General features: G+C 47.4%; 12 protein-coding genes. 3 read left to right on the top strand and 9 right to left on the bottom strand.

Features of this window, described 5'->3' with window-relative positions; genetic code table 11:
• Positions 1 to 29 precede the first annotated feature (29 nt).
• A complete protein-coding gene (locus ACYVR3_RS00060; protein WP_461242603.1) occupies positions 30 to 560 on the top strand; it encodes a hypothetical protein in 531 nt (176 codons plus the stop codon).
• Positions 561 to 614: 54 nt separating this feature from the next.
• On the opposite strand, the gene ACYVR3_RS00055 is transcribed toward ACYVR3_RS00060, so the two are convergent.
• The 3 genes from ACYVR3_RS00055 to ACYVR3_RS00045 all read right to left on the bottom strand — a co-directional run bounded on the left by ACYVR3_RS00055 (position 615) and on the right by ACYVR3_RS00045 (position 13,122).
• Positions 615 to 10,976: an LPXTG cell wall anchor domain-containing protein gene (locus tag ACYVR3_RS00055; protein ID WP_461242602.1), complete on the bottom strand. Its 10,362-nt coding sequence runs from the start codon at positions 10,974 to 10,976 to the stop codon at positions 615 to 617.
• Positions 10,977 to 11,106: 130 nt separating this feature from the next.
• Positions 11,107 to 11,790, bottom strand: a complete 684-nt coding sequence (locus tag ACYVR3_RS00050; RefSeq protein ID WP_461242601.1) for an EAL domain-containing protein — start codon at positions 11,788 to 11,790, stop codon at positions 11,107 to 11,109.
• A 630-nt stretch (positions 11,791 to 12,420) separates the two neighbouring features.
• Positions 12,421 to 13,122: a FadR/GntR family transcriptional regulator gene (locus ACYVR3_RS00045; protein ID WP_461242600.1), complete on the bottom strand. Its 702-nt coding sequence runs from the start codon at positions 13,120 to 13,122 to the stop codon at positions 12,421 to 12,423.
• Positions 13,123 to 13,263: 141 nt separating this feature from the next.
• Between ACYVR3_RS00045 and ACYVR3_RS00040 the strand changes: the two genes are divergently transcribed.
• The gene (locus tag ACYVR3_RS00040) at positions 13,264 to 14,157 is read left to right on the top strand and encodes a 3-hydroxyacyl-CoA dehydrogenase (RefSeq protein WP_461242599.1); all 894 of its coding nucleotides are present in this window, start codon (positions 13,264 to 13,266) and stop codon (positions 14,155 to 14,157) included.
• Between the two features lie 141 nt (positions 14,158 to 14,298).
• Here the strand turns inward: ACYVR3_RS00040 and ACYVR3_RS00035 are convergent, their stop codons facing one another.
• The 3 genes from ACYVR3_RS00035 to ACYVR3_RS00025 all read right to left on the bottom strand — a co-directional run bounded on the left by ACYVR3_RS00035 (position 14,299) and on the right by ACYVR3_RS00025 (position 15,714).
• Complete coding sequence (locus ACYVR3_RS00035) at positions 14,299 to 14,622, bottom strand: type II toxin-antitoxin system PemK/MazF family toxin (protein ID WP_461242598.1); 324 nt, start codon at positions 14,620 to 14,622, stop codon at positions 14,299 to 14,301.
• Positions 14,623 to 14,662: 40 nt separating this feature from the next.
• Positions 14,663 to 14,926: an AbrB/MazE/SpoVT family DNA-binding domain-containing protein gene (locus ACYVR3_RS00030; protein ID WP_461242597.1), complete on the bottom strand. Its 264-nt coding sequence runs from the start codon at positions 14,924 to 14,926 to the stop codon at positions 14,663 to 14,665.
• A gap of 311 nt (positions 14,927 to 15,237) precedes the next feature.
• Positions 15,238 to 15,714 (bottom strand): hypothetical protein, encoded by a 477-nt coding sequence (locus ACYVR3_RS00025; RefSeq protein WP_461242596.1) that lies wholly within the window; start codon positions 15,712 to 15,714, stop codon positions 15,238 to 15,240.
• Positions 15,715 to 15,846: 132 nt separating this feature from the next.
• Between ACYVR3_RS00025 and ACYVR3_RS00020 the strand changes: the two genes are divergently transcribed.
• Positions 15,847 to 16,305, top strand: coding sequence for a hypothetical protein (locus ACYVR3_RS00020; RefSeq protein WP_461242595.1), 459 nt, complete (start codon positions 15,847 to 15,849; stop codon positions 16,303 to 16,305).
• A 170-nt stretch (positions 16,306 to 16,475) separates the two neighbouring features.
• Here the strand turns inward: ACYVR3_RS00020 and ACYVR3_RS00015 are convergent, their stop codons facing one another.
• The 3 genes from ACYVR3_RS00015 to ACYVR3_RS00005 all read right to left on the bottom strand — a co-directional run bounded on the left by ACYVR3_RS00015 (position 16,476) and on the right by ACYVR3_RS00005 (position 22,496).
• On the bottom strand, positions 16,476 to 19,727 hold the full coding sequence (locus ACYVR3_RS00015; RefSeq protein ID WP_461242594.1) for a BspA family leucine-rich repeat surface protein: 3,252 nt from the start codon (positions 19,725 to 19,727) through the stop codon (positions 16,476 to 16,478).
• 502 nt (positions 19,728 to 20,229) lie between these two features.
• A complete protein-coding gene (locus ACYVR3_RS00010; protein WP_461242593.1) occupies positions 20,230 to 20,928 on the bottom strand; it encodes a hypothetical protein in 699 nt (232 codons plus the stop codon).
• Positions 20,929 to 21,176: 248 nt separating this feature from the next.
• Positions 21,177 to 22,496 (bottom strand): DUF6119 family protein, encoded by a 1,320-nt coding sequence (locus ACYVR3_RS00005; RefSeq protein ID WP_461242616.1) that lies wholly within the window; start codon positions 22,494 to 22,496, stop codon positions 21,177 to 21,179.
• Between the last annotated feature and the right edge of the window lie 140 nt (positions 22,497 to 22,636).

Here is a 22,636-nt window from a genome sequence, read left to right as displayed (position 1 = left end):
TAAATTCATCCATTTAAGAAGGCCTTGCCATGCATAAATCTACTATCTACAAATCTGCTTTACTATTACTACTTCCATTGGGAATTATTGGGGCAACAACGACAACCTCTGCCTCAGCGAAGAATTCGCTTCGTCACTATCCAGCCAGATTTCAACGAACTTGGTATCATTACACTGACGGTCGATACGAAAAAATGAGATTTACGCCCAATCATTTAAGTAGTCATACTTACTATGAAAAATGGTACTATAGTCGTTCCCCTTTGCACACGCGAAATCTAAACCTCGATGGTGAACAAGTTTCTTCACATCAAAATTGGACATTCGCAACTTTTAAATCACCATGGCTTTGGGTTTATGGCTGGAATCAAACTGCAGGTGCCGGTGACTATTACAAAGTGAAAATTCATAGCTATCACGGTGTTCGTTTCCGTGTTTTAAGTGCCGCAGGTGGCGCCGGCGTATGGACTTATGAGCACTTTTATGCAACTAAGAAAGTCGCTAAAGTAATGAAAAATCGGCATTTTTCAGGCGAGCGCTATTATCCAGAAATCAATTAGTAAATAAATAAGGAACCTACCGAGTTTGGTAGGTTCCTTATTTATTTACTATAACTATTCCTCACGCCGCTTCCGCCGCAACCCAAGCGCACCAGCCAAACCAGCCAACAATCCCAGTCCCGCTAATGAAGCTGCGTCGTTACTTTGATCATCCGTCTGTGGCAATTGCCCTTGTGCTGTAGCTTCACCGGCTGCGTTCTGGCCAGTTTGCGCCGTCAGAGATTGTTCCCCATCAGTTGCAAGCTGTTCGATGTTACCCGTCCGCTCAGCATGCCCATTGGATTCGGACGCCCCATTCGTCTCGAATTCAGGGTTGCCTGCTTGTCCAGAGGTGCCAAGTTGCTTAACCTTTGGATCATTGTTAGCAGACTGCGTTTCGTTCGTCCGTGCCGTATTTCCAGTCGACTCCGCTGTGTTTGCTTGTTTTGCTGGTGCGGTTGACCCATCACCGGCAGTTCCCCCGGCTTGTTCAGTTGCATCATTTGGTACGGTCTCAACCACCGTTTCCGTGACGACTTCCGGTTGTGACAGGGTCGTTTCCTGGTACAACACGTCGCCAGTTTCTTGATCAACGCTAGCCGAAGTCTCAACGTTACCGGCTGTGACTTTCGACAATGTGACCTTGTTACCGTTACGTTTGATCAAAACGCCACCAACCTGTTGGGCGTTATCCGCAACCTTAATCGCGTCCGGTGCCGTTGCGCCGATTTGGTTGAGTAGGTTTTGAACTAACTGTGTCAATGATGACGTGGTTGCGGTCAGATCACTAAAGATCAGTTTCGTCTGTGACCCATCCGACCAAGTTTGACTCATGGCGATTGGCGTCCCGGCGTCATCGGTCACAACCTTCGTTGTATTGCCATTGTTGGTAACGGTCGTGACTTGGTTGGCCGTGAAGTTACCAGCCGCATCCGCGCCCAAGATCAGTTGGGTGTCGCCAGTCGTCTGAACGCCGGCCACGTTGCCATCAGGCGTTGCGGTAAAGCTTAACGTCCCAGATGTCACCGTAGTTCCCGGCGTCAAATCAGTCGCCTTCGTTTCGCCAGTAGCGGTTTGTTCAACCAATTGGTAAGTGCCGTCAGCTTGGCGTTGGATGGTCGATTGACTGCCATCTAACCAGGTCGTGTCGGCTTGGGTCAACTGTGCGCCGTCCGCCGTCAATTGGGTGGTGATCACCGTTTGACTGCCATCGGTTTGGTAAAGTTGATCTTTGCTGTCCGACACCTTCCCGTGCTTGGCCGTGACCGCCGTATGGTAGTTGGTCAACGGATCAGTTGCTTTGTGGAGCACGTAGCTATCAGTAGTTGCATCGTAGTCCAAGTTAACGTCATTTGCCAAATGCTGCGTTGGGGCTGTCGCCGAAACCGCGGCCTGCTCTGGCGTAGTCGTTGGGAGCACACCCTTATCTTGCAGGAGCTGTTGGATCAGCTTCTCAATGGCCGTCGTGCGCTGTGAAACTTGAACGTTGGTCTTGCTCTGATCGTTCCAAGTCTTATCGATCGACGTCACGTCAGCATCGAGATTGGTTGCAACGACCGTGGTGCCGTCAGTATCCTTGGTAACCGCGACCTTGGTGTAAGCAAAGTTTCCTTGGTCATCGGTCCCAACGGCGTAAGTTGTCGTACCGCTGTTACCAGCCCAAGCCACCGCTAAACTACCGTCATCTGCTTTGGTGATGGTAAAGCCAGCCACCGTTTGGCTGCCCGTCCGATCAGCAATCGCCAAGAGTTGGGCGATACCGGCTGCATCAACGACGACTGCCTGCTTCGTACCGGCGTCATAAGTCGTTAACTGAACGAGTTGGCCGTTGGCGTTGGTTTCAACCGTTGCCACGTTGGCATCGGTATCCGTGTATTTAGCCGTCTTCGCGTAACTGACCGTCCCATTCTTTTGGATGATCAACTGTTGCGTCAGTTCACTGCCATCAGCTTGTGGCGTGGTTAATGTGAGCACTTGTGCGCCATCACTTTGAGTGCTCCGCTTGGTACCGGTTGCCGTCAGCGCATCAGTGCCATCAGGCAGGAGCACGACAGTTGGCGTCGTTGCCTCTGGTGCCACCGTGGCAACGACTTGCCCTTGCTTACCAAGTTGGCTCGTGACCACCGTTGTGACCGTGGTATCCCCAGTTGGCGTTACCGTGGTCGTGGTAACCGTAGTCGCTGGCACCGTGATGTTGGTCGTTGCCGGCGTGGACGTGGTCAACGTAGTGGTTACCGTAATCGCCGTGGTCCGTGGCACGGTCAATGTTTCAACCAACTGCCCTTCAGCGACCGTTGTGGCCTTAGACACGCTGAGTGCGCCATCGGCTGGGGTAACGAAGGTCAAGCCGTCAGCAGTCCCATTACCACCCGCAATCGTTGCCGTGGTGCGGGTGCCATCGGTTGCGACCGTGGTCACCGTCAACTCATGGTTGTCAGCAATGTGAATCGTTGAAATCGCACCGTCTGACCAACTTTGCGTAAAGGTCGTCCGCGCGGTTTCAACCGCCGTTGCCAGATTCGTTGTCGCCTGCTTGAGTTGGGCAATCGTCGCCGTACCACCGTCAAGCAACGTTTGGAGCTGTTGCTTAGCGGATTGAACGAGTGGCGTCGTGGCCGTTGTTGAGAGGTCGGTCACCGCAATCGCGGCCCGGGCAACGTCATTGGTATTTTGCGCAGTCGCAATCACGTTTTGAAGCGCGATTGTTGCTTGCTCAATTTGTGCCGTGGTGCCCGTACCGTGTTTGGCAGCCGTCACCGCACTGATCAGCGCATCGTTGGTGCCTATTATATCTTGGTGACGCGCCAACTCGGCTGGAATCGTAACCGTCTCAGCCGTATCGATTGCCGTAGTGCGTAAAGTTTCGGCAGTGCCAACTTCAGTTGCTAAATGCTGTGTAGCCTGCGTCAATTCCGTAGCAGTCGCTGTACCATTCTCTAACAAGGCTGCTAATTGCGTCAACGCGTTAGCCACCCCGGTTTCCTTGGTCAAGGTAGTTGCGTTAGCCGTTACTAATGCCGCCTGACCAGTGGTTTGTGCTGTGCCCGTTGTGGCAATTGCGGTGTTCAAATCAGCGGTTGCCTGTTCGATGATTGCCGTCGTCCCGACTTGCAAGGCCGTGGTCAGGGCCGTTTGCGCTGCAGTCACGTCAGCACTCGCTTTGAGCGGTGTTGGAATCACCACGGCAGTTGCGGCAGTGATTGCCGTATCACGTTGCGATTGCGCGGTTTTAAGCACATCCGTTAAGGCATCGTTGGCTGCATTGATTTCAGCGGCGCTACCCGTCGTAAAGGTCTTCGTCAACGTTGCCATTGCAGTAGCGACCGGTTGTTCGTTGGTAACTCGGCCGACGCCGATTAACGTGGTTTTTGCTGTGGTCAATGCTTGATTGGTATTGGTAATCGCAGTAGTCAATGCCGTGGTTGCCGTGTCAATCTCAGCCGTCGTTCCAGTGGTTAAGGCCGTCGTTAACTTGTCACTCGCTTGCTTAACGTCCTGGTTGGCCTTGAGTTCGGTTGGGACCTGAACCGCATTGGCCGTTGTTGCAGCAGTGTTGCGCGCCGCCTTAGCAGTAGCGGTGTCTTGTTGTAACGTTGTCGTGGCTTTCTCAATGGCGTCTGCTGTACCCGTTGTTAACAACTCAGTTACGCCAGTCACAGCTGTTTGAACTATTTTTTCATTAGCGACATCACCGAGGTTGCCAAGGGCAGCATTGGCCGTTGTTTTGGCTACGGTCACCGCTTGGACGGCATTTGCTAATGCGGTTGCAGCGTTGTTGATGTCGTCGGTGGTGCCATTAGCCAATTTATCGTTCAACTTTTCGCGAGCCGTTTTAACTTCTTCATTAGCTTCATTAGCCACTTGGTTATCTGAAGCGACAATGTTTCTCGCACCATCGATGGCGGCCGTCCGAGCCCTTGAAGCAGTTTGAACTGCTGTCGTCAGTGCTTCAGTGGCAGTAGTAATTTCCGCAGTTGTGCCACTAGCTAAAACATTTTTCAACAAATTAGTTGCCATTTGAACGCTATTTTCGTTGCCAACTGGCGCAACATTATCTAACGCAGTGGCTGCAGTAGTTTGCGCTAATGTTGCTGCGGTGATGGTATTTGTCAACGTCGTTGTGGCTACCATAATTTCACTGGTGGTGCCTGATTTTAACTTAGTTTGTAAGTTATTTTGAGCACTCGTCACATTGGTGTTAGTTGCTAAATCCGTTGGAATCGCAATTGTATTCGCAGCATTGAATGCCGTTGTGCGACTGTAGTTTGCTTGATTAATGTCAGTCGTTAAGGCTTCCGTTGCTGCCACGATATCAGCAGTGGCACCGGTTGCCAGTAAATTCGTCAACGTGTTAGCTTTCGCTGCAACGCTCGGTTCGTTGGCAACTGTCTCCTGTGATTTGAGTGCGGTGTTGGCATTTTGTTTAGCGGTTGTAGTACTTTCGATGACCGTTTGCAATGCGATTGCAGCAGCGTTAATGCCAGCCGTGGTTCCCTTAGCAATTTGGTCACTCAGTGTCTCATTGATCGTGACAACGTCTGCGTTTTCAGCGATATTATTTGTAACCTTAGATTGAGTGGTAGTCGCAAATTTCAACGCAACGTTCCGCCCCGCCAACGCTGTTTCACTCCGCGTGTTCAAGTTAGCAATTGCTTGGTTGATATCGGCGGTTGTGCCAGCATTCATCAGGGTGGTTAAGTTTTCGGCTAATTGTGCAACACCGGCTTCGTTGTTAACCGGTTGTGCCATTTGCAAGGCGACTTGCCCTTGATTGTAAGCGTCGGTTGCCTTGTCGATAGCATCCCCAAGCTTACCTGTCATCTCTGTAATAGTCCCAGTTGTGCCGTCATTGTCTTCAGCATTTGACAAGGCGTCATCTAAATTACTCTTGGCAGAACGTACTTCGGCGTTGCCTTTAATCGTTGACGTAATGGTACCAACTACTTTTTCAGCTCCGGTAATTTCAGTTGCTCGTGCTTCATTTGCCTTCGATACCGCTTCCCGAAGTGCCGCAATGGCCTTGTTAATATCAGCAACCGTGCCCTTTGTCAGCGTTTCAGTTAACGCCGCCTGAGCATTCTGCACATCTGGCTCTTGACTAACCGGTGTCGTCACTACTTGCCGACCTTTAGCTTGGGCGTTACTCGTAACATTGATGGCATTGGTCAACGCTTCTGTTGCCGTCGTGATTGCTTCAATCGTTCCGGATTTGATAGCTGAGTCTAAGTCAGTCTTCGCAGTCAAAACATCTTTATTTTCAGCAACATCACCCGGAATTTTTTCGATTACCTTCGTAGCCAAATCCGTTGCCTGATCCCGACTATCCTGTGTTTTTCCAACCAAATCAGTTAACGTATCCGTGTCAGTTTTAATTGTTTCAATCGTTGCCTTAGAATCCGTTAAAGCAGTCGTTAACGCATCCATTGCTGCCTTAACATCGTCCTCGTCACTAATCAAATCAGGTACTTTCAGAGTTTGGTTAGCAGTTTCTACCACCGCTTTACCCTGTCTAATAACTGCAGTCAGGTTAGTTAATGCGTCATCAACCAACTTAATATTAGCAGCCGTTTCTGTCTGGTTAGCAGTCGTTACCGCCGTCGACAAAACCGTTTGAGCAGCCGTCACATCCGCAACCGTCTTAATAGCATCCGGAACCTCAACTGGCGCAGCAACGAGGTTCGTCTCCTCGCCAGTGGTAGAAACGGTCTTCGTCAGGTTCGTCCCAGCAGTGGTCTTGTGCGTAAAGATCGTGGCATCATCCGTAACCGCAACCGTATCCGCGCCATTATCAGTCACGAGCGCCCCCTGATCATCAACATTAAAACTACCGGTCTGGCCATCTTCCCAAGCCACTTGAACCCCAGTTGTTTTACCAAATACATCCGTTGAAATCGTGACAGCACCGTTACCATCACCATCAACTTGCGTCCCAGAATAGGCCCGGCTACCGTCTGGGCCAACGGTCGTCGTCAACGTTGTCTGAGTGTGATCAGTCAGCGTCACTTTTTGAACGGTAATTGACCCATCGGCGTTAACAGTTGCTGTGGTGGTGCCATTTTCAAGCGTACCTGTTGACGTTGCAGTTAACGTTACTGGTTGCTCATCACCTGGCCACTGAACGTCAACCGAACGTACCGTTCCCGCTTCATCCGTGGTCACGGTCACTGGATTTTGATCAGTGATCGTCGTCAACTGTTGTTTTTGGTAGCCATCAGTATCGACCTTTGATTCGGCATCATGAACCAACGTCAACGTTTCGGTAATTTGTTGTCCGTTTTCACCAGTGGTCAACCGCGTAATCGTGCGCGTATCACCATCAGTTGCCGTGGTAACGCCAGCACCAGTCGAATCCGTTGTGACAATCCCATCCGGCCACTTCACTTCAAGCACAGCATTTTGATCATCAGTCGTCACGGTTGCGGTCGCATTTTGACCAGCTTCAATCGTCACCGTCTTGCGATACGTGACCGTACCATCGGTTTTAATATCACCCGTTTCAGTCCCATCGCCACTGTCATGAATCACGCTGGCGCCATCGTCCGTGATCGTCCCCATCGTGCCATCAGTACCACTCATCGCGCCATCACTCATCGTTAAGTCAACTGGCGTGTCAGAACCCGGCCACGTAATTTGCAAGCCGGTGATGTTGCCCTTGGCATCGGTCGTTGCAATCACCTTTGTATCATTACCACTTAAGTCCGTCGTCGTGGTGGTAGTTGTCGAAATACCGTCAGCCGTTACACTGTTGGTTTCAACGGTCGTGATTGTCCCCTTTACCTTGGTATTGGTATTATCAGTTTGACTTGGTGAGGCGATATCCACACCACTACCATTGCTCGTCGCAGTGTATGGATCTGTAACGCTATAGTTGTTGTTGCTATCGCGGGAAACCTGAACTTGAGTCCCATCAGCAGCCGTCAAAACCACTGTCTCGACAGTCTTACCATCAGTCCCTAGCGTAATTGAACCATCACGACCATCGTTATCCTTGACCACCTTCCGGATAATCAAGTTACCGGCAGTAAAGTTATCATCGGTCAGCACGTAATCTTGAGCAGCGGTAATTCGAGCCTGCGCTTCATCCGTCAGCTTAACTTGATACGTTCCAGCAGCCTGTGGCAATTCACCGTTGGTCCAAGTTTGGCCATCATTAGCAATCACAAAGTCACTGGCACTGAGATCTGAAGTCATCAAGTTGCCAAATTCAGCCGTAAAACTGGCCGGCGTTTGCCCTTCATCGATTGTTTGTGGGGTCACCGTGACGTTGTATTTAGCAGCATCATCAGCTGGAACCGTTGCCCGGTCAATGACCAGCGTCCCGGTAGAGATGCCATCGGTTGGGACACCGTAATCGTTCGTTAACGCCGCTTCAGCAGCAGGTGTGACCTGGACAAGGTAAGTTCCAACGTGGGTTGGCGTTCCAGTGACCGGCGTAGTTGTGCCATCCGCATTCAATTGACTGTAAGTCACTTCAACGGGAACACTAGCTTGATTAGGTAATGTCGCGGTTAACCCTGGTGCATCACCAAAAGTTAGATGCGTTACCCCTTGATCATCCGTGGTTGCGGTTGTTCCAGCAATGGTAACGTTGGCCGTGTTGGCTTTGTAAATCACGGTTGCCTCAGTTGAGCCATCACCATTAATGGTAGCGGTTGTTGTTTCAGCCGTGTAACCGTCAATCGTTGGCACCGAAATCGCTGTGGCGGTTGTCCCAGTCAACTCATACGCATCACCTAATTGATTGTCCTGCATATCCGTTGCAATCACTTTGTAGGCAGTATTCGTATTCGGTGTGTACACCACCGTTGCGTTGGTTTTACCGTCACCTGAAATCGTTGCGTTAGTGACTTCAGCCGTGTAGCCAGCAATATCCGGAACTTGAATCGTGGTGTCGGTCGTCCCAGTTTGCTTGTATTCCCTGTCACCGATGCCATTCTTGTTACTATCCACGGTTGTGACAGTATATGGTGTGTCAGCATTTGCAGTATAAGTGACTTGGTCAGTCGTTGTAATGGTGCCGTCTGGATTGACGGTTGCATTCACCGTATTAGTGCTTGCTTGATAGCCATCAATTGCTGGAACGTTAACTGTTACCGTTTGGTCTGTTTGGCCAGTGACGTTGACAACTTTGTCACCTTTATTGGTGCCGATTGTGACGTCCTTCGTGACGGTGTTCGGCGTGTAGTTAACCGTTTGGTCGGTTGTAATGGTGCCATCCGGATTAACCGTTGCCATTACTGTTGTTGTATCTGGTGTGTAGCCTTCTACAGTTGGTACCGTGACTGTTAATTGATCGCCGGTTTTCCCGCTAACGTCTTTAACAGATTGAGTCCCTTTATTCGTTGTAATCTCGACACTATTTTCTACATCATTAGGAATGTAATTGACCGTTTCTGTCGTGGTAATCGTGCCGTCAGTATTTACTGTTGCATCGACTGTCTGTTGATCAGTATGGTATCCCTGAACAGCTGGAATTGTAACTTGAACGATTTCGGCAGTCTTGCCAGTGACACCTGTGACAGTTTGATCACCCAGTGAAGATGGAATCATCACATTTGCTTCAACAGTGTTCGCTAGATACGTTACGCTCACTGTTGTATCTGTCGTTCCGGGCACTTTATGAGTCTCAGTTGTAACAACCGTGTAACCTGGAACGTCTGGGTAACTGGTAATGTCATGGTTTACTAAGCCCGAAGCATCAATCGGATCTCCAATTGGATTGCCACTCTCGTCAGTTGGCTGAACCAAGTATGGGGCTTCCTTGCTGTAGTAGATGGTGATGGTGTTTGTGCCACTTGTAACATCAGTAGTCGCAGCTGGATTGGTAACCGTTAAACTTAACTGGCCATCTTCGTTATCTGGGTTAAACGTGTAGCCATCAATTGTCTTAGGTGCGAAGATGTTGTTAGCAATGTCGGAAGTTGCCGCAATCGAAATTGTATCCCCAACTTTAGCAGTTAACGTACTTGTTCCTAAATTTGTGCCATCTTCACCAACGTAGTTAACTGTGACCGGTTCAGTAACGGCTTGGAGCGTGAAACTGCTAAGTGTAACTTCACGTGTATGACCACTAGCGCCAGCCTGACCACCAATGGCCCCAAATGCCGCAATAGAAGTAAACTGAAAAAGGTGAAGATTATTGGTGGTTACCGTTTGAATTTGAGTAGTGTGCGCCGCATCACTGTACGTTGTGTACGTCATCGTCCCCGTAATTTTTTGGGTAGTTGCATCTGGCGTCGTCGAATTAGGCGTCCATTTTAATTCGAAGTACTCATCGTCCGCCTTATCCATTGTTGAAATCGTATTATTTGATTGTGCTACCAATCCAGGAATAGTCGCATTAATGCTAGTATCGAAATTACTCATTGCGTTATTAGCAGTATTTGTACTATCCGTTTGGCGAATAATTAGAACGTTCCCCTGCGGATCCGAAGATGCAGTGTTCGCATAAAGATCTCGACCAATAAACGTTGTATTAGGTTGTCCTGCAATTCCGACATCAAGTCCAGGGTCACCATTAACACCAGATTCATCAGGATTTACAGGTTGAAGAATGATCCCGATGCCACCACCACCAGCATCGTTGGCACTCACCTGTACAGTATGTGGTGTTTTAAACTCCCCTTGTAAATCAAAACTCTTAGTCGTGTCAATCTGCGCCCCAAACGCATAGGCACCGGCTGAACTACCCTTATCCGTTAACAACACTGTTCCAGGCGTTGAATCGTCCATATACTCAGTAGTTTGACTAATTGTGCCCGAGCCATCTTTTTTCGACCCCGTCATCACAAAATTATCTGTGAAATCCTGCGGTGTAGTCAACTTCATCGTTGTATCGCCAACCGTTTGACCATCCATCGAATCAACCGTGACGTTGTCCGAATCACTAGCTGGTGTCGTTGAACTGGTAGTAGCACCACTCACATCCGCACTAGCCCCATCCTTCGCCGTCACCGTCCCAACACTGGCGCCAGTAGCCACCACCGCCTGCTTAGCCGTAGCAATGTGCGCACTAGTCGCTCCAGCCGGCAAGTCAACCGTTACGCTACCATCCGTACCCGTGCTCGTAGTTGTGCCCACAGGTAAATCAGCGGTCGCCGAAGTGGTGACCGTTGTTTGGAAAGCATCTGAAGTTGACCCGGTTGTTGCTTGAGTCTGAGCTTGTGTCGTTGTCGAAGTCGTGCTCTCGCCAGTAGTTGCCGGCTCAGCGGACGTTGAAGACACCGCCGCTGGACTGCTTCCCTGCGTCGATGTCTGTGCTGTAATTGCAGTATTTTCACTTATCGTATCGGCATGTGCGGTGCTCGTCATCAAGAACGAGCCGAAAGTGGCGATTGAAATGCCGGCCACTAACCAACGCTTACCTGCCTTGTAAGCCTTATAGTGCGTCTTAACTGAACGCATGTCCCGGTAAAGCTGATTTCGTTTCTTATCCATATGTGTATATCCCCTTAATTACTATCGGTTGTCTAACCCGCATCTGATTTGCGAATCAGCTAATTATTAGTAATTTTCGAGATACCCCACCTGAAATGCGCTCCTATGCATTTGCCTGTCTGGGTCGCTACTACGTCATTCCCACTGGAATCAATAGCGGCTTGCCAATGTAGTACCCTTGTAAAATATCGCAAGGGAATTTTTCAGTAATGGTCAGCAGTTCGTCCTCAGTTTCGATCCCCTCGATCGCAAACTTTTTGTGCTTGGTCGCTGCTAAGTCGTACCAGAACTGAAGTTCCGATTCAACCTCCCCCATGGTGTTGAACGGTCGTAGATTCTGTAACGCAAACTTATACTCGTCAATGTATGGATCCAGTTGTAACACCAACTCAGGGGTGTTAAACCCAGTGCCAACGTCATCGATGCAAACTAATAAGCCGAGTTGTTTAAAATGCTGGGCGGCGAAAAACAGCACTCTCGCTGTCACGTTCGGGTCCTGACGTTCCGTTAACTCGGTGTAGATGTGAATGTCTGTTTTGGCCTGAACGCGCGCTACCATTGCCGCGAAGGCCGGATCAATAAACTGGGTCTGTTCCAAATTGAAGGACACAATGCTCGTCGTCTTCGGTAACACTTCCAAAACCTGCCCCAACAATCGTTCAATCGTTGGCGCTGTAATGGCCCCAAAGTCGTGCGGCAGCGTCCACTCATCGCCATGCGCTTCCCGAATAAATAGTTCATAGCCGATCGCTAAATCGTTCGCGCCACTTCTAGAAAACTTGGGTTGTCCAAAAAAAGTAAGCGTTGTCTTCACCCCCTATCCAAAGATTAAGCCCAGACTAATTTTAGATTAATGCAAGTATAATTGACATTTTCAAGGGTTACAACCGTAAATTTATGACCTCTTTTTCCGATACTTATACACTAATTTGCTAATTATCAAATTAACATACAATTTTTAGCCAAAATAACTGCATATAAAATACGACAATTGTGAACTAATTATAACGGCCAATTTTCACCTGAAAATCGAATCCGGATAATCAATCGCTATTTAAAGTAATAGTTCGTCTTTACGCTAATACAATTTATCAAGTAATTGTTATAATGTTATAATAATATAAGGCGTTCATTCTCCTACCAACCACCGGAAGCCTAGCTTAAAATCTTCGGTTTTTCAAATAAACCGATTTCAGCTTATAAAACCGGTTTCATTTTGGTCGTAAATCGGCAAATATTCAAAAAAGTAGCACTTTTCCTCACTAGAACGACCAAAAATTTGCGAAAAATTCTCAATTTTGGCAAAAATTGACCAGTCAATTATCCCCGCTACAACAGCATTTCCAACCATTCCGGGTAAACAATGGATAGTAACCTGCTCATCATGAGCATAAAAAAAGCCTCATGAGTTAAATCATGAGACTACCAAAATTAGAACTGTTCATCAGGCTTGCATCAGATCCTGCAAACTCCACTCGATCAATCGCTCATCCGCAGCAACGGCTTCGGCAACCTGACCGGCCTCAACTGCAGTCAACAACGTCTCATTTAACTCAAAAATCGTTGCCACCCCGTTATCACGTTGGGTGTTCCAACGCCCCAACCGCAAATAGATGGGTTTCAAACTGTTGATCATCATGGTGTACACCTGATTGCCCGAGGCGATTGCTAGCGAATGGAAGAAGTCAAAAATCGCCGGTGCTTGAACGTCTAAGCCATCACCATTCTTGAACCGCATCAACGCCCGCCGAGCTTCTCGCAACGGTTCAGCCGACCGCTCTTGTGCCGCCAACTTGATTGCGTCACACTCCAACGACCGCCGCACTTGATAGATCGACCGAAGCATTGCCGGTGTGTAAAAGCCGTCATGGAGCGCTACCACTTCATGCAATGTCTCCAACGTCCCATCAATCAGATAATCCGCCACCACCGCGCCCTGCCGTGGTTTGATGGTGATCAAATGCAGCTGGGCCAACCGCTGTAACCCATGATTGATCACTGACCGACTAACGCCCATCTGCTCAGCCAGTTCGCGCTCATGGGGTAACGTCTCTCCGGGTTTTAACTTCCCTAAAATAATGGCTTCCTTCATCTGATTCGTAAAAACATCCGTCGCACTGGGCGCATGGATCGGTTCAAACTTCACGTTAATAGCCTCCTTGTTCTGGTTGTACCAGATACCACGATCCAGTTTAGCACCCTTTAGCTTCAAAATCGTGCTTTTCGGCTTTCACTCCCGCCAGCGGCTATTTATACTAAAGTCACTTAACTTTGAGGAGGAATTCACATGACGATTCAACACGTAACGGTTGCAGGCGGTGGCGTTTTAGGTAGCCAGATTGCTTTTCAAACCGCCTTTATGGGCTTTGAAGTCACGTTATACGATATTAACGAGGAAGCCGTGAAGCATGCGCGGTTGCTCATTGATCAACTACAACCAAACTACGAGCACGATTTGCAAGTGACCATGGCCGAATTTCAAACTGCCCTGAGCCGCATGAGTTTTGATACCGATTTAGGTCACGCCACAAAGGACGCTGACCTGATTATCGAAGCGATCCCAGAAAAGATTGCGATCAAGCAAAGCTTCTACAAAGAGCTCAGCCAAGTTGCACCCAAGGACGCCATCTTCGCAAGTAACTCATCGACCTTGTTACCAAGTGATATCGCACCAGCTACTGGCCGGCCAACTCGTTTCCTAAACCTGCATTTTGCCAACCAAATCTGGTTGCGTAACACGGCTGAAGTGATGGGCTCACCGGAGACGGATCGGGCGGTATTTAACACCGTGGTCGATTTCGCGAAGTCGATTGGGATGATCGCCATCCCACTACAAAAAGAACAACCCGGCTACGTGCTCAACAGTCTCTTGGTCCCATGGTTGAACGCGGCACTGAAGCTCTGGGCAAATGGAATTGCGACGCCCGAAACCATTGATAAAACTTGGATGGTCGTGCTATCGTCACCAATCGGACCGTTTGGGATTCTGGACATGATTGGCCTGCGCACCCACTACAACATCGTGGTCACTGAAGCCGAACGCACCGGTGACGCTGATTTACAACGTGCGGCTGATAAAATGAAAAAACGCATCATCGCCAATCTGTTAGGCCCATCGACCGGCGAAGGCTTCTATCACTATCCAAACCCCGAGTTTATGAACCCTGACTTTTTGAAATAACCCTGTGTCTCAACCACAGCGGCGGCATAAGTGAGTTACCATCCTGAAAGGGCTAGCAGTGTGAGCTGCTGGCTCTTTTTATTTTTATTGAAAAAATAGCGTATAGCCGAAAACTCGCAGCTATACGCTATCTACCTTAATTCAATACGTTTCCGTAATAAACTCTAGTACTTTTTCTAAAACTTCACTTGGACACTTTTCGATAAAATCAACGTTACGAACTCCCGGATCAATTGAAATTTCCTGTTCCGTTAGAATTTGTCCAGTAATTTTTAATCCTTCTGGTAACTTAACGTGTAGTGGAAATTCAACGCCATGATTTGTAATTGGAACAATCTTCAGTAAATTCGTGTGCTTATTAAATGAATTATTCGACACAACCAACGAGGGCCGTCTACCTTGTTGTTCATGTCCCTTACGTGGATTTAAAGTTGCATAAATAATGTCTCCTTGAAAATATTGCATTCACAACAACTCCAACATATTATTTACATATTTACAACTGTTACCAAACCTCTTTGCCCGCACTCTCTCCCCAATCGTACTCTAACTTACCTTTATTTTCGCTGAAATACTTATCTGAATCAAATCCCTCAAACAACTTGTCTAATTTCGATTCATTAGAAGCTTTCTCAATGATAAGTTGATTTCCCTTAACACTCAGTTCGATATCTTGATCAATTGGATGCTCGATTCCAATTTGGGTTAACAATTGTTTTGAAATCATAATTCCCTGTGAATTTCCCCACTTCTTAATTTTAGTTTGCATAACAACGCCACCCTTCATTTTCAGTCTGGAGATAAAAAATACCCGTTTCAGTATTCTGCTTATGCTAGAAGTATAAACTTTGTTAAAACTAAGTTCAATTAAGGCGGCTCCAGAACTGAGACATAAAGTGATTGACTACTATTATTTTAACAAATCCACCGCATATTGGTCTAGTTCAATTAAAAATTCGCTATCTTAGTTAACTTTTGTTTGACCGTGTGTCATTATCAATTAAATGAATGCTCATCAGAATTGATAACTCCCAACATTAAAAACGAACCAACTTTATAAAAGTTGATCCGCCATTCGCTCTAATACGCCATCCGCACGCGCGCCGTCCGCGCAACCGATGACTTATATGTGGTATAAACTTCCCATTTTGTCGATGCATCGTTTGGTAACTTCACCAACACCTTACGCGTCTTACCGGCCAACTTTAGCTTGGTTGGGACGAACTGGAACGTGCCGCCGAGATAGTCGAAACCGGCAACTTGGTAGTTCTTGGTCTTGGTGCCGTTAATACTGAGTTTGAATTTAGTGTTAATATTGCGCACTTCTTTGTTACTCAATTTAACGGTCTTGGGCATTCCGGTCACCTTGGCAGCGCTGGCGGTGAATTTAACCGCCGTTTGATGCTTGCCTGTCTTGTGATACCAAGTGCCACGAATTGGTGTGGCGAAGGTGCGCGCGGAAGCTTGAGTGGTGGTTGCCGTGGTGGCGAGGGCCACAGCGCCGGCGAAAGTTGCCGTGGTTAGGAGCAGGTAGTGGTTGAGTTTGTGCAGGTTCATGTGTGTCGTCCCCTTTTGAGTTTAGTGAGCATTCGTTACTCAAAGCATACCAAAAAAGTCTAGTTTGATAAATCTTTTCTTACAGCTATCTCGTAGTTAACCAGCGTTCCTAAAATTAAGGAGATGACGATTATGCTCACTTCAACGAAAACCTTGCTAGCGGTTGGCCTCACTCTCTCAATTGGTGCCGGTGTCAGTTGGCTTCAACCGACAGAAGCTTCGGCCAAATACACCACCACACCATCCTCACTTCGTGGAAAATGGCAGACACACCGCGACAGCAACGGCGAATCGCAATTCCTCAGTATCAGCAAATACGGCTTTTACGTCAATAATTTCCGTTACGGTCGCTCAGTTGGCCAACCAAGCTATTTTTCCGGAAAACGACTGGCGGCTTATCGTTCAGGATACGACTTAGTTGTCAGTCAAAAATCTCCCCGTGGTTACTACTCGCTGGGTAAGAATGGCACGGATGCGATTTGGCACTTGAAGAAAACCCGGTATCACGGTCAGACCGTGCTTAAATCTTGGTATTATCGGTTGGGCGACACCGTGAAACCAATTGGCGGGTCTTATTATTACCAACGTTAACTCTCGACGTTCTCGCTTCCCAATTCCAAGTCAAACACACTTAGGCCGAAACTCATAATCGCGTTTCCCGCGATCATCCAGTTACGGCCTTTTACACACCAAAAAACCAGCAGCCAATTTCATCACTGAAACTGAACTGCTGGTTTTTAAATCCAATCATTCAACTCAAATCAATCCCGCCGGCGTTTCCCAGCAAGTCCCAACATCCCGGTCACACTCAACAAAATCAATCCCAGCAAGCTCGTTGCCTGCGTGGTTTCATCCGTCTGTGGTAACTGTGCTGAAGTTCCCTGTGCCGCATCATTAGCGGTGGCAGTGCCGTCAGCATCTGTCCCCTTTAAGGCAGCGTTACTAAATTGACTTGCACCGTTGGTAGTGTCATTCTCACCAACAACCGCCTCATTTTCGGGCGCGGTGGCTGCTTGCGATTCCGAAGCATTAGTGTCGTTTCCAGTTGCTGTTGCGTCACCAGTTGCACCGTTAGTAGGCGTAGTTGCCTGTGGCGTTGCAACCGTCGAAGGTGCCTGCTCAGTCGTCGTTGGCGCGGTTGGCGTGTTATTATCGCCGGTATCCACAGTACCACTTGGCACGTTACCCTCATCAGGCGTAGTCGTCCCGCCAGGATTAGTCTCCACACCGGTAGTCGCACCACCATCACTTGGCGCAACCGTCTGGTAAACCACCGTTGCGGTCATCGCATTTCCAACGTATTTACCAGCCAAAGTTGCTTGGGCTGGGTTCACCAACGTGTCGTTGGCGCCAGTTGGTGATGTAACACTGTAGGCCGTTCCGATTTGACCGGTTGTAACGCTGTCTGGCGCTACTGGGTTACCGTTTTGATCCACATAGTGCACCGTCAACGTCGTCTTAACCGCTGATTCATCCGGTGTTTGCAGGACTCGGCTGAGTTTGATTGTCATTGGCACGAAATGATCCGCCGTTAACTTGTATGCCACGGCTGAATCTTGACCATCCGCCAACACATAACCGTCTGGAACAACCGTCTGGTAAGTCCCCGTTTCATCGGTCACCCCGGAAATACTGTCCGTGGCCACCACGTCACCCGTAATGTGATCCACGTACTGGACGGCGCCGGTTTGTGGTAGGGCTTCAACGGTGAAGAAAACGGCTTCATTGCTAAGGTTCAGCCCCAACAGATTGACAGCATTCGTCACCATCGTCGTTGTATACGTGTCACCTTTGGCGTTGACCATCCGCATAATGCCATTCTTCACATCAGTGTAGAAGCTTTGTTCATCATACCCAAGTTGCGTGTACAAGTCTTTTAAATCATGCGTCGTAGCTGGCGTGTCAGCGGTTGCCAGTGAGTGGATCTTTGATTCGCCAATGCCCGTTTTGAAATTATAGGTCACGTCACTCGTTCCCATCGCGGGGCTATCCTTTTTCACATTGATACTAACTAACTCGTACCCGGCCGGAATCACATCAACAAAGGTGCCGTTGGTGCCATTTTCAGTCGCTGTTGAGACAATTTCGGTGACCATCTGCGTACCAGATTCGTCATGTGCAAACGCTTCATTAGTGATGACATCTTTTTGCTGATGAATGACGGTGCCGTCCGTAGTTTGAACGGTGGTCGACAGCGGTAACGTGATTGTCGTTGGTGAGGATTTGGCAACCGTATAATTGAACACCGTACCGTTATCGGGGGCGTATCTAAATCCCTGCGAAATTGGTGGTACATCAATTGAATAATAACCGGTCGGAATACTTGGATAATAACTCGTCCAAGTATCTGGCGCGTTCACCATCGTATCAGTCTTCACGATTTCACCAGTATCCTGATCAACGTAGTTAAACGTGGCCGTCGTTAAGGCTGTTTTCATCACGCCATTGTCATCCACGAACCAAACGTAGGTATCTGGCACCCCAGAATAAGTCGTATTCACCAATTTGGTTCCAGTTGGCGCTTCTTGTGTCCCCGTCCCTAGGCCGATCCAGTTAGAATTTTGCTGCCAAACGTACGTATGTGGCTGATACTTATCTCTAGCAACTTGAATTGGCATGAGCGGCGTTAGAGCAAATCCCGGCCCAAAGGTAATTTTACCCAAGTTACTCATGTCATAGAACATGTCATCCGTTGACGCAGTTGCGTTGGTTTGCCAATTTGATAAATCCAATGTTGTCATGCCTGCGTCATTGAACAGGTGATTAAAATTAGTCCCCGCGCTAACATCCCATTGATTGACATCTAAATTGGTCAGCGATTCCAAACTCTGGAAGACACCCTCGAAATCTGTCACGTGAGAAACATCCCAGTTGCCAACGTTCAATGATTTGAGCAAGTAGTCATTCTTAAACATTTCCTTAATTGAGGTCGCATTCGACATATCAAACGAACTCGCATCAAACTCAGTTAAATAAGGATCGTGAGACCATAGGTTATCAAATTTAGTGGTTTTACTCGTATCAAGTCGATCCAAGTTAGTAATGGTCGTCAATACGCTCATGCCACTAAAGATAGAACTTGCATCATCCGGTAACGACACCGGCCCTTCAAAGTTGATCGTATTTACGTAATCCGCATAAATCGCCCAGTTGCTAACGGTTGTCCGGTCGGTTGGATCAGTTTCTGATTGCTTCGTTGCGGTCGTACTCCCTAATTCACCAGTTTCAATGTGGAGCACCCCATCATTGGTCAGTTCCCAACGACTGGTCCCGGACATCCCGTCTGCGTAATCGTTCATGCCAGGAGTTTCGTTGATGATGAAATCCGGTGATGCTGTTGTGAGGTAACCTTGTGATTCGTAGGTATTGTTACTGTCGGCCACGGTAATTGTCTGAGCAATCCCCGTCTTTTCATATTCAGCTTTAGCCGCTGCTTTGGCGGCAGCTAGTTCGGTTGCGTCAGCGCTACCTAAATGGTGAACCGTCACGTTTGCGGGTTGCGTTGCGGTTGACGTTGATTCGGTGCTAACTTGCGAAGTTGCAGGTTCGGTGGTTGTTGCAGTAACTGCTTGGTTAGTCGTGCTATTAGTTGCTCCTGTCTCACTCGTCGTTGCCGAGTTATCGGTTGCACTCACTGACGTTTCGGTAGCTTGGGATGCTGTAGTGGTGCTCGTGGCTGATTCGGTTGCGTCTGTGCTGCCAGCCACATCCGTCGATTGACCTTCAGCAGCCGCCTCACCGGTCGTAGCCGAATTGGTAGTTTCACTAGTCGATTGACTACTCTTCAAAACCACACTAGAAGCAGTAGTCGCAGCCGCATTCGGCGCCGTTTCGCTAGTCGTGTTCCCAGCGGCATCATCCGCCGTATCCGCCTGCGCCGAAACGCTACCCAAGCTAAAAATACCCAAACTAATCGTCGCCACTGTAACCCCAGCGACCATCCAGTTTCGGCCTTTTTTATACATCTTAAAATGAGTCTTCGGTTCCCCGAGACTTCCCCCATGCTTTGTCATCTTAGTCCCCTCCAAGGATTTAAAAAGTCGTCATCGTTAATCATTTCCCCTAATTAACGTGATTTATATCTATGGCTTCATCATAGCACCAACGATTACAAAATTAATCTTATTTGAGAAAAATTCACAGAATCTTCACACTTTATCTTGATTTGTCATGCGTATATCTCAGATTTAGTGCTTTTAACGGACAAAATAATTGTGGGCAACTAATATTTTAGCTTAATATAACGTCTTATAGTCATTTCAGTATCGTTGTTAATCAATTTGTTTGATACTGATTCTCATAATTAAGCTATCGGGCGAAAAAATGAATATCATGATTTTCTGGTATGAGCACTCATCTTTAAGCAGGTCGCAGCTTACCGTCTTTATTCACGGGTGCCGCTAAATGAAAACAACACAAAAAACACAACGCCTCGCGCTCTGCTATATGAAAGAGCGCTGAAACGTTGTGTTTTGTTGTGGATTGAATCAACCCATTACCTAATTTGCGCTGTTACTACGTTTTATCCACAATGCCATCAGACCGCACCCAACCATTCAACGACGAATCATTCAGGTTCTGCACATAATAGTAGACGGTCCCTTCACGCGTCAGGCGCTTCGCATCCAAGATCCGTAAGTCATGGTGCAAATACTGAGTGGTATTCGGCGCCACTAGCTTATTCTTATAAACGGACCACTTCGGCTTGCCCCAAACCGTTTGACCAGCCCGGTAGGCATGCCCCGTTGCGGCGTTCGGCACCGCAGTCTTGGTCACCGTTGCGGCCCGCTTGATGCCACCCGCAACCTTCGTGGTGGATTTGCCGCCGTAGATCCAGCCACGGTATTTACCATCAAAGCTAACCATCTTGTAGTAGACCAACCCGTTACTCAACCGCGCCACGCGATACGCGCGGAAATAGTGCTTACTTGAATCACTGTTGCCCATCGTGGCTAACCGCTGCTTGCCAGCAACCACCCGCGCATGCTTCAACGTGCCCGCCTTATTGAACAACGCGTTCTTACCATTCGATTCCACCGTAATCGCCGATTTGAGCTGATGATTCGTCTCAACCCTCACCGCCGTTGTTTTTGCCGCAGCCTCATTGGGCTGACCACCGATACCGAGCAGCCCTAACACCGTACCGAATAGAATCATGGCACCGGTTGCGGCACCGAATAGGACTGAGCTGTTACCTAACTTGTTTTTGAACATAGACCTGACCTCCGATCTTGGGATTGGGATATGGTGTTGCTGTTTGGTTATAGGATAGCAAGTTGGGGGTTGGTGGTGCAAGATATCCGATAATTTTTCACGGTTTGGGCATAGTTTAGGCAAAAAAACGATCATGAGTCAATCGAATGACCTACTATTACTCCAGTTAGATTATCTATAGTCACCATATCTGAATTGGAAATTTACCTACCAAGTGCTACACAAGCTGCATAAGTATAGAGGTTCCCTCATTGAGCAACCTTTTCTGTTTTTTTAGGAAGTGTACTCATTCTAGCCCATGCAATTTGTATTTTATATCCCATTTCACGAAGATTATCGACAACTTCTGAAAAACTAATCATGGAAAAGAACGGTAACTGTTTGTCTTTTTTGATAATAACAAAAACCAAGGTTACATCCGAGTTCATTAAATCTTCAGAAAATATATCTTCTTCAAAGCCAGAGTTATTATTAATAAATTGTCGAAAATCACTATCACCTTCCTTAGTAAGTAGCTTAGCGGATACCAACCCCTGCAAAAATAAATGACTTAACGCTGATGACGAATCCCCTTTTTTTACAAAGAACAGCCGTCTGGAAGAAGTAATAACATCGGCTGGCTCTTCAACTCCAGGAAATGAATTTCCTCTATTATTAGAAAAATTATTTTTATCAAAAAGACGACCATTTTTAACACATTTCGCTAATTTTTCATTGTATGCTCCCTCCCCTTCGTAGTGAACTTTTCCATCGTCATTGAGTTCTGTTTCTAAAATTGGTAGTTCATCGGTATATTCATCTACGGTTCCAATTTTTTTCTTTAAAGTATCATAAAAATCTTGCGAAACGCTATACCAATTACCACTAAATAACAAATAATGTTGACGCTTATCCACAAAGTCCACAAAGAACCCAGAATATAATGCAACCTTATCCGAATGACCTTCACTATCTGTCGCAATTAACTTGGATCTTTTAATCTTTGCTTTGAATTGTTTTGCACTATAATTATCATATTCTTTGATTTTAAGTTGCATGTACCACTTTACTTGCTCAACAGGAGGAAGACTTGGCATATCCTTTAACAAATCTGTAGATAACTCTTCGACCGATTTATAATCAGGCCACGCCACGCCATATTCGACTTGGCCTCTTAGCATTTTCGAAAACACTTTATCATCGAGTCTTTCTCTCAAATTTTTTTCATTGATACGCGTTAATCTCGTTGCCCAATCCGCCATACTTGTCGGCCGGATGTAAGTTTTCAAGTAAAATTCTAAGTCACTTACAATTTCATCCAGTGCCATGTGTCGCTTTGCTTTTAGTAAGGCACCTTGTCCATCAATTTTTGTTTCAATGACACCATTGTGTACTATCCCAGAAATTCGGTTTGGAAACTCAGAAGCAGAACTAACTAATTGTTCCATTCCCTTACTCTTAGAACTTGTATACTGCTTTTCTATTTGAACAATAGCATCTGCAATTTGAATCGTGCCAGTAGATGATACGTCTGCCTCTGAAATTTTTTGTGCAGCTATATTTCGACCAAAATCGGTAGCGTCAAGAATCTTGTGTAAATGAAATGCCTTCGTACATATAATATGTATCTAACTTAAATAAATGATGCTTCCAAGGTGTCCTGGAGTCCTTTGAACCCTCGGTGGATCCGCTTCAGAGACTTCTCGTTATAAACATTAAACTGAGAAAC

Source organism: Secundilactobacillus muriivasis, from assembly GCF_054785195.1.
Note: the sequence above shows the minus strand (reverse complement) of the source record. Positions and strands in the feature narration are given on the sequence as shown.

Excerpts from the sequence above, each read along its gene's own strand:
- ACYVR3_RS00020 (WP_461242595.1), top strand. The coding sequence starts at position 15,847 with ATGCTCACTTCAACGAAAACCTTGCTAGCGGTTGGCCTCACTCTCTCA.
- ACYVR3_RS00035 (WP_461242598.1), bottom strand. The coding sequence starts at position 14,622 with ATGCAATATTTTCAAGGAGACATTATTTATGCAACTTTAAATCCACGT.
- ACYVR3_RS00055 (WP_461242602.1), bottom strand. The coding sequence starts at position 10,976 with ATGGATAAGAAACGAAATCAGCTTTACCGGGACATGCGTTCAGTTAAG.
- ACYVR3_RS00015 (WP_461242594.1), bottom strand. The coding sequence starts at position 19,727 with ATGACAAAGCATGGGGGAAGTCTCGGGGAACCGAAGACTCATTTTAAG.
- ACYVR3_RS00025 (WP_461242596.1), bottom strand. The coding sequence starts at position 15,714 with ATGAACCTGCACAAACTCAACCACTACCTGCTCCTAACCACGGCAACT.
- ACYVR3_RS00030 (WP_461242597.1), bottom strand. The coding sequence starts at position 14,926 with ATGCAAACTAAAATTAAGAAGTGGGGAAATTCACAGGGAATTATGATT.
- ACYVR3_RS00010 (WP_461242593.1), bottom strand. The coding sequence starts at position 20,928 with ATGTTCAAAAACAAGTTAGGTAACAGCTCAGTCCTATTCGGTGCCGCA.
- ACYVR3_RS00060 (WP_461242603.1), top strand. The coding sequence starts at position 30 with ATGCATAAATCTACTATCTACAAATCTGCTTTACTATTACTACTTCCA.
- ACYVR3_RS00040 (WP_461242599.1), top strand. The coding sequence starts at position 13,264 with ATGACGATTCAACACGTAACGGTTGCAGGCGGTGGCGTTTTAGGTAGC.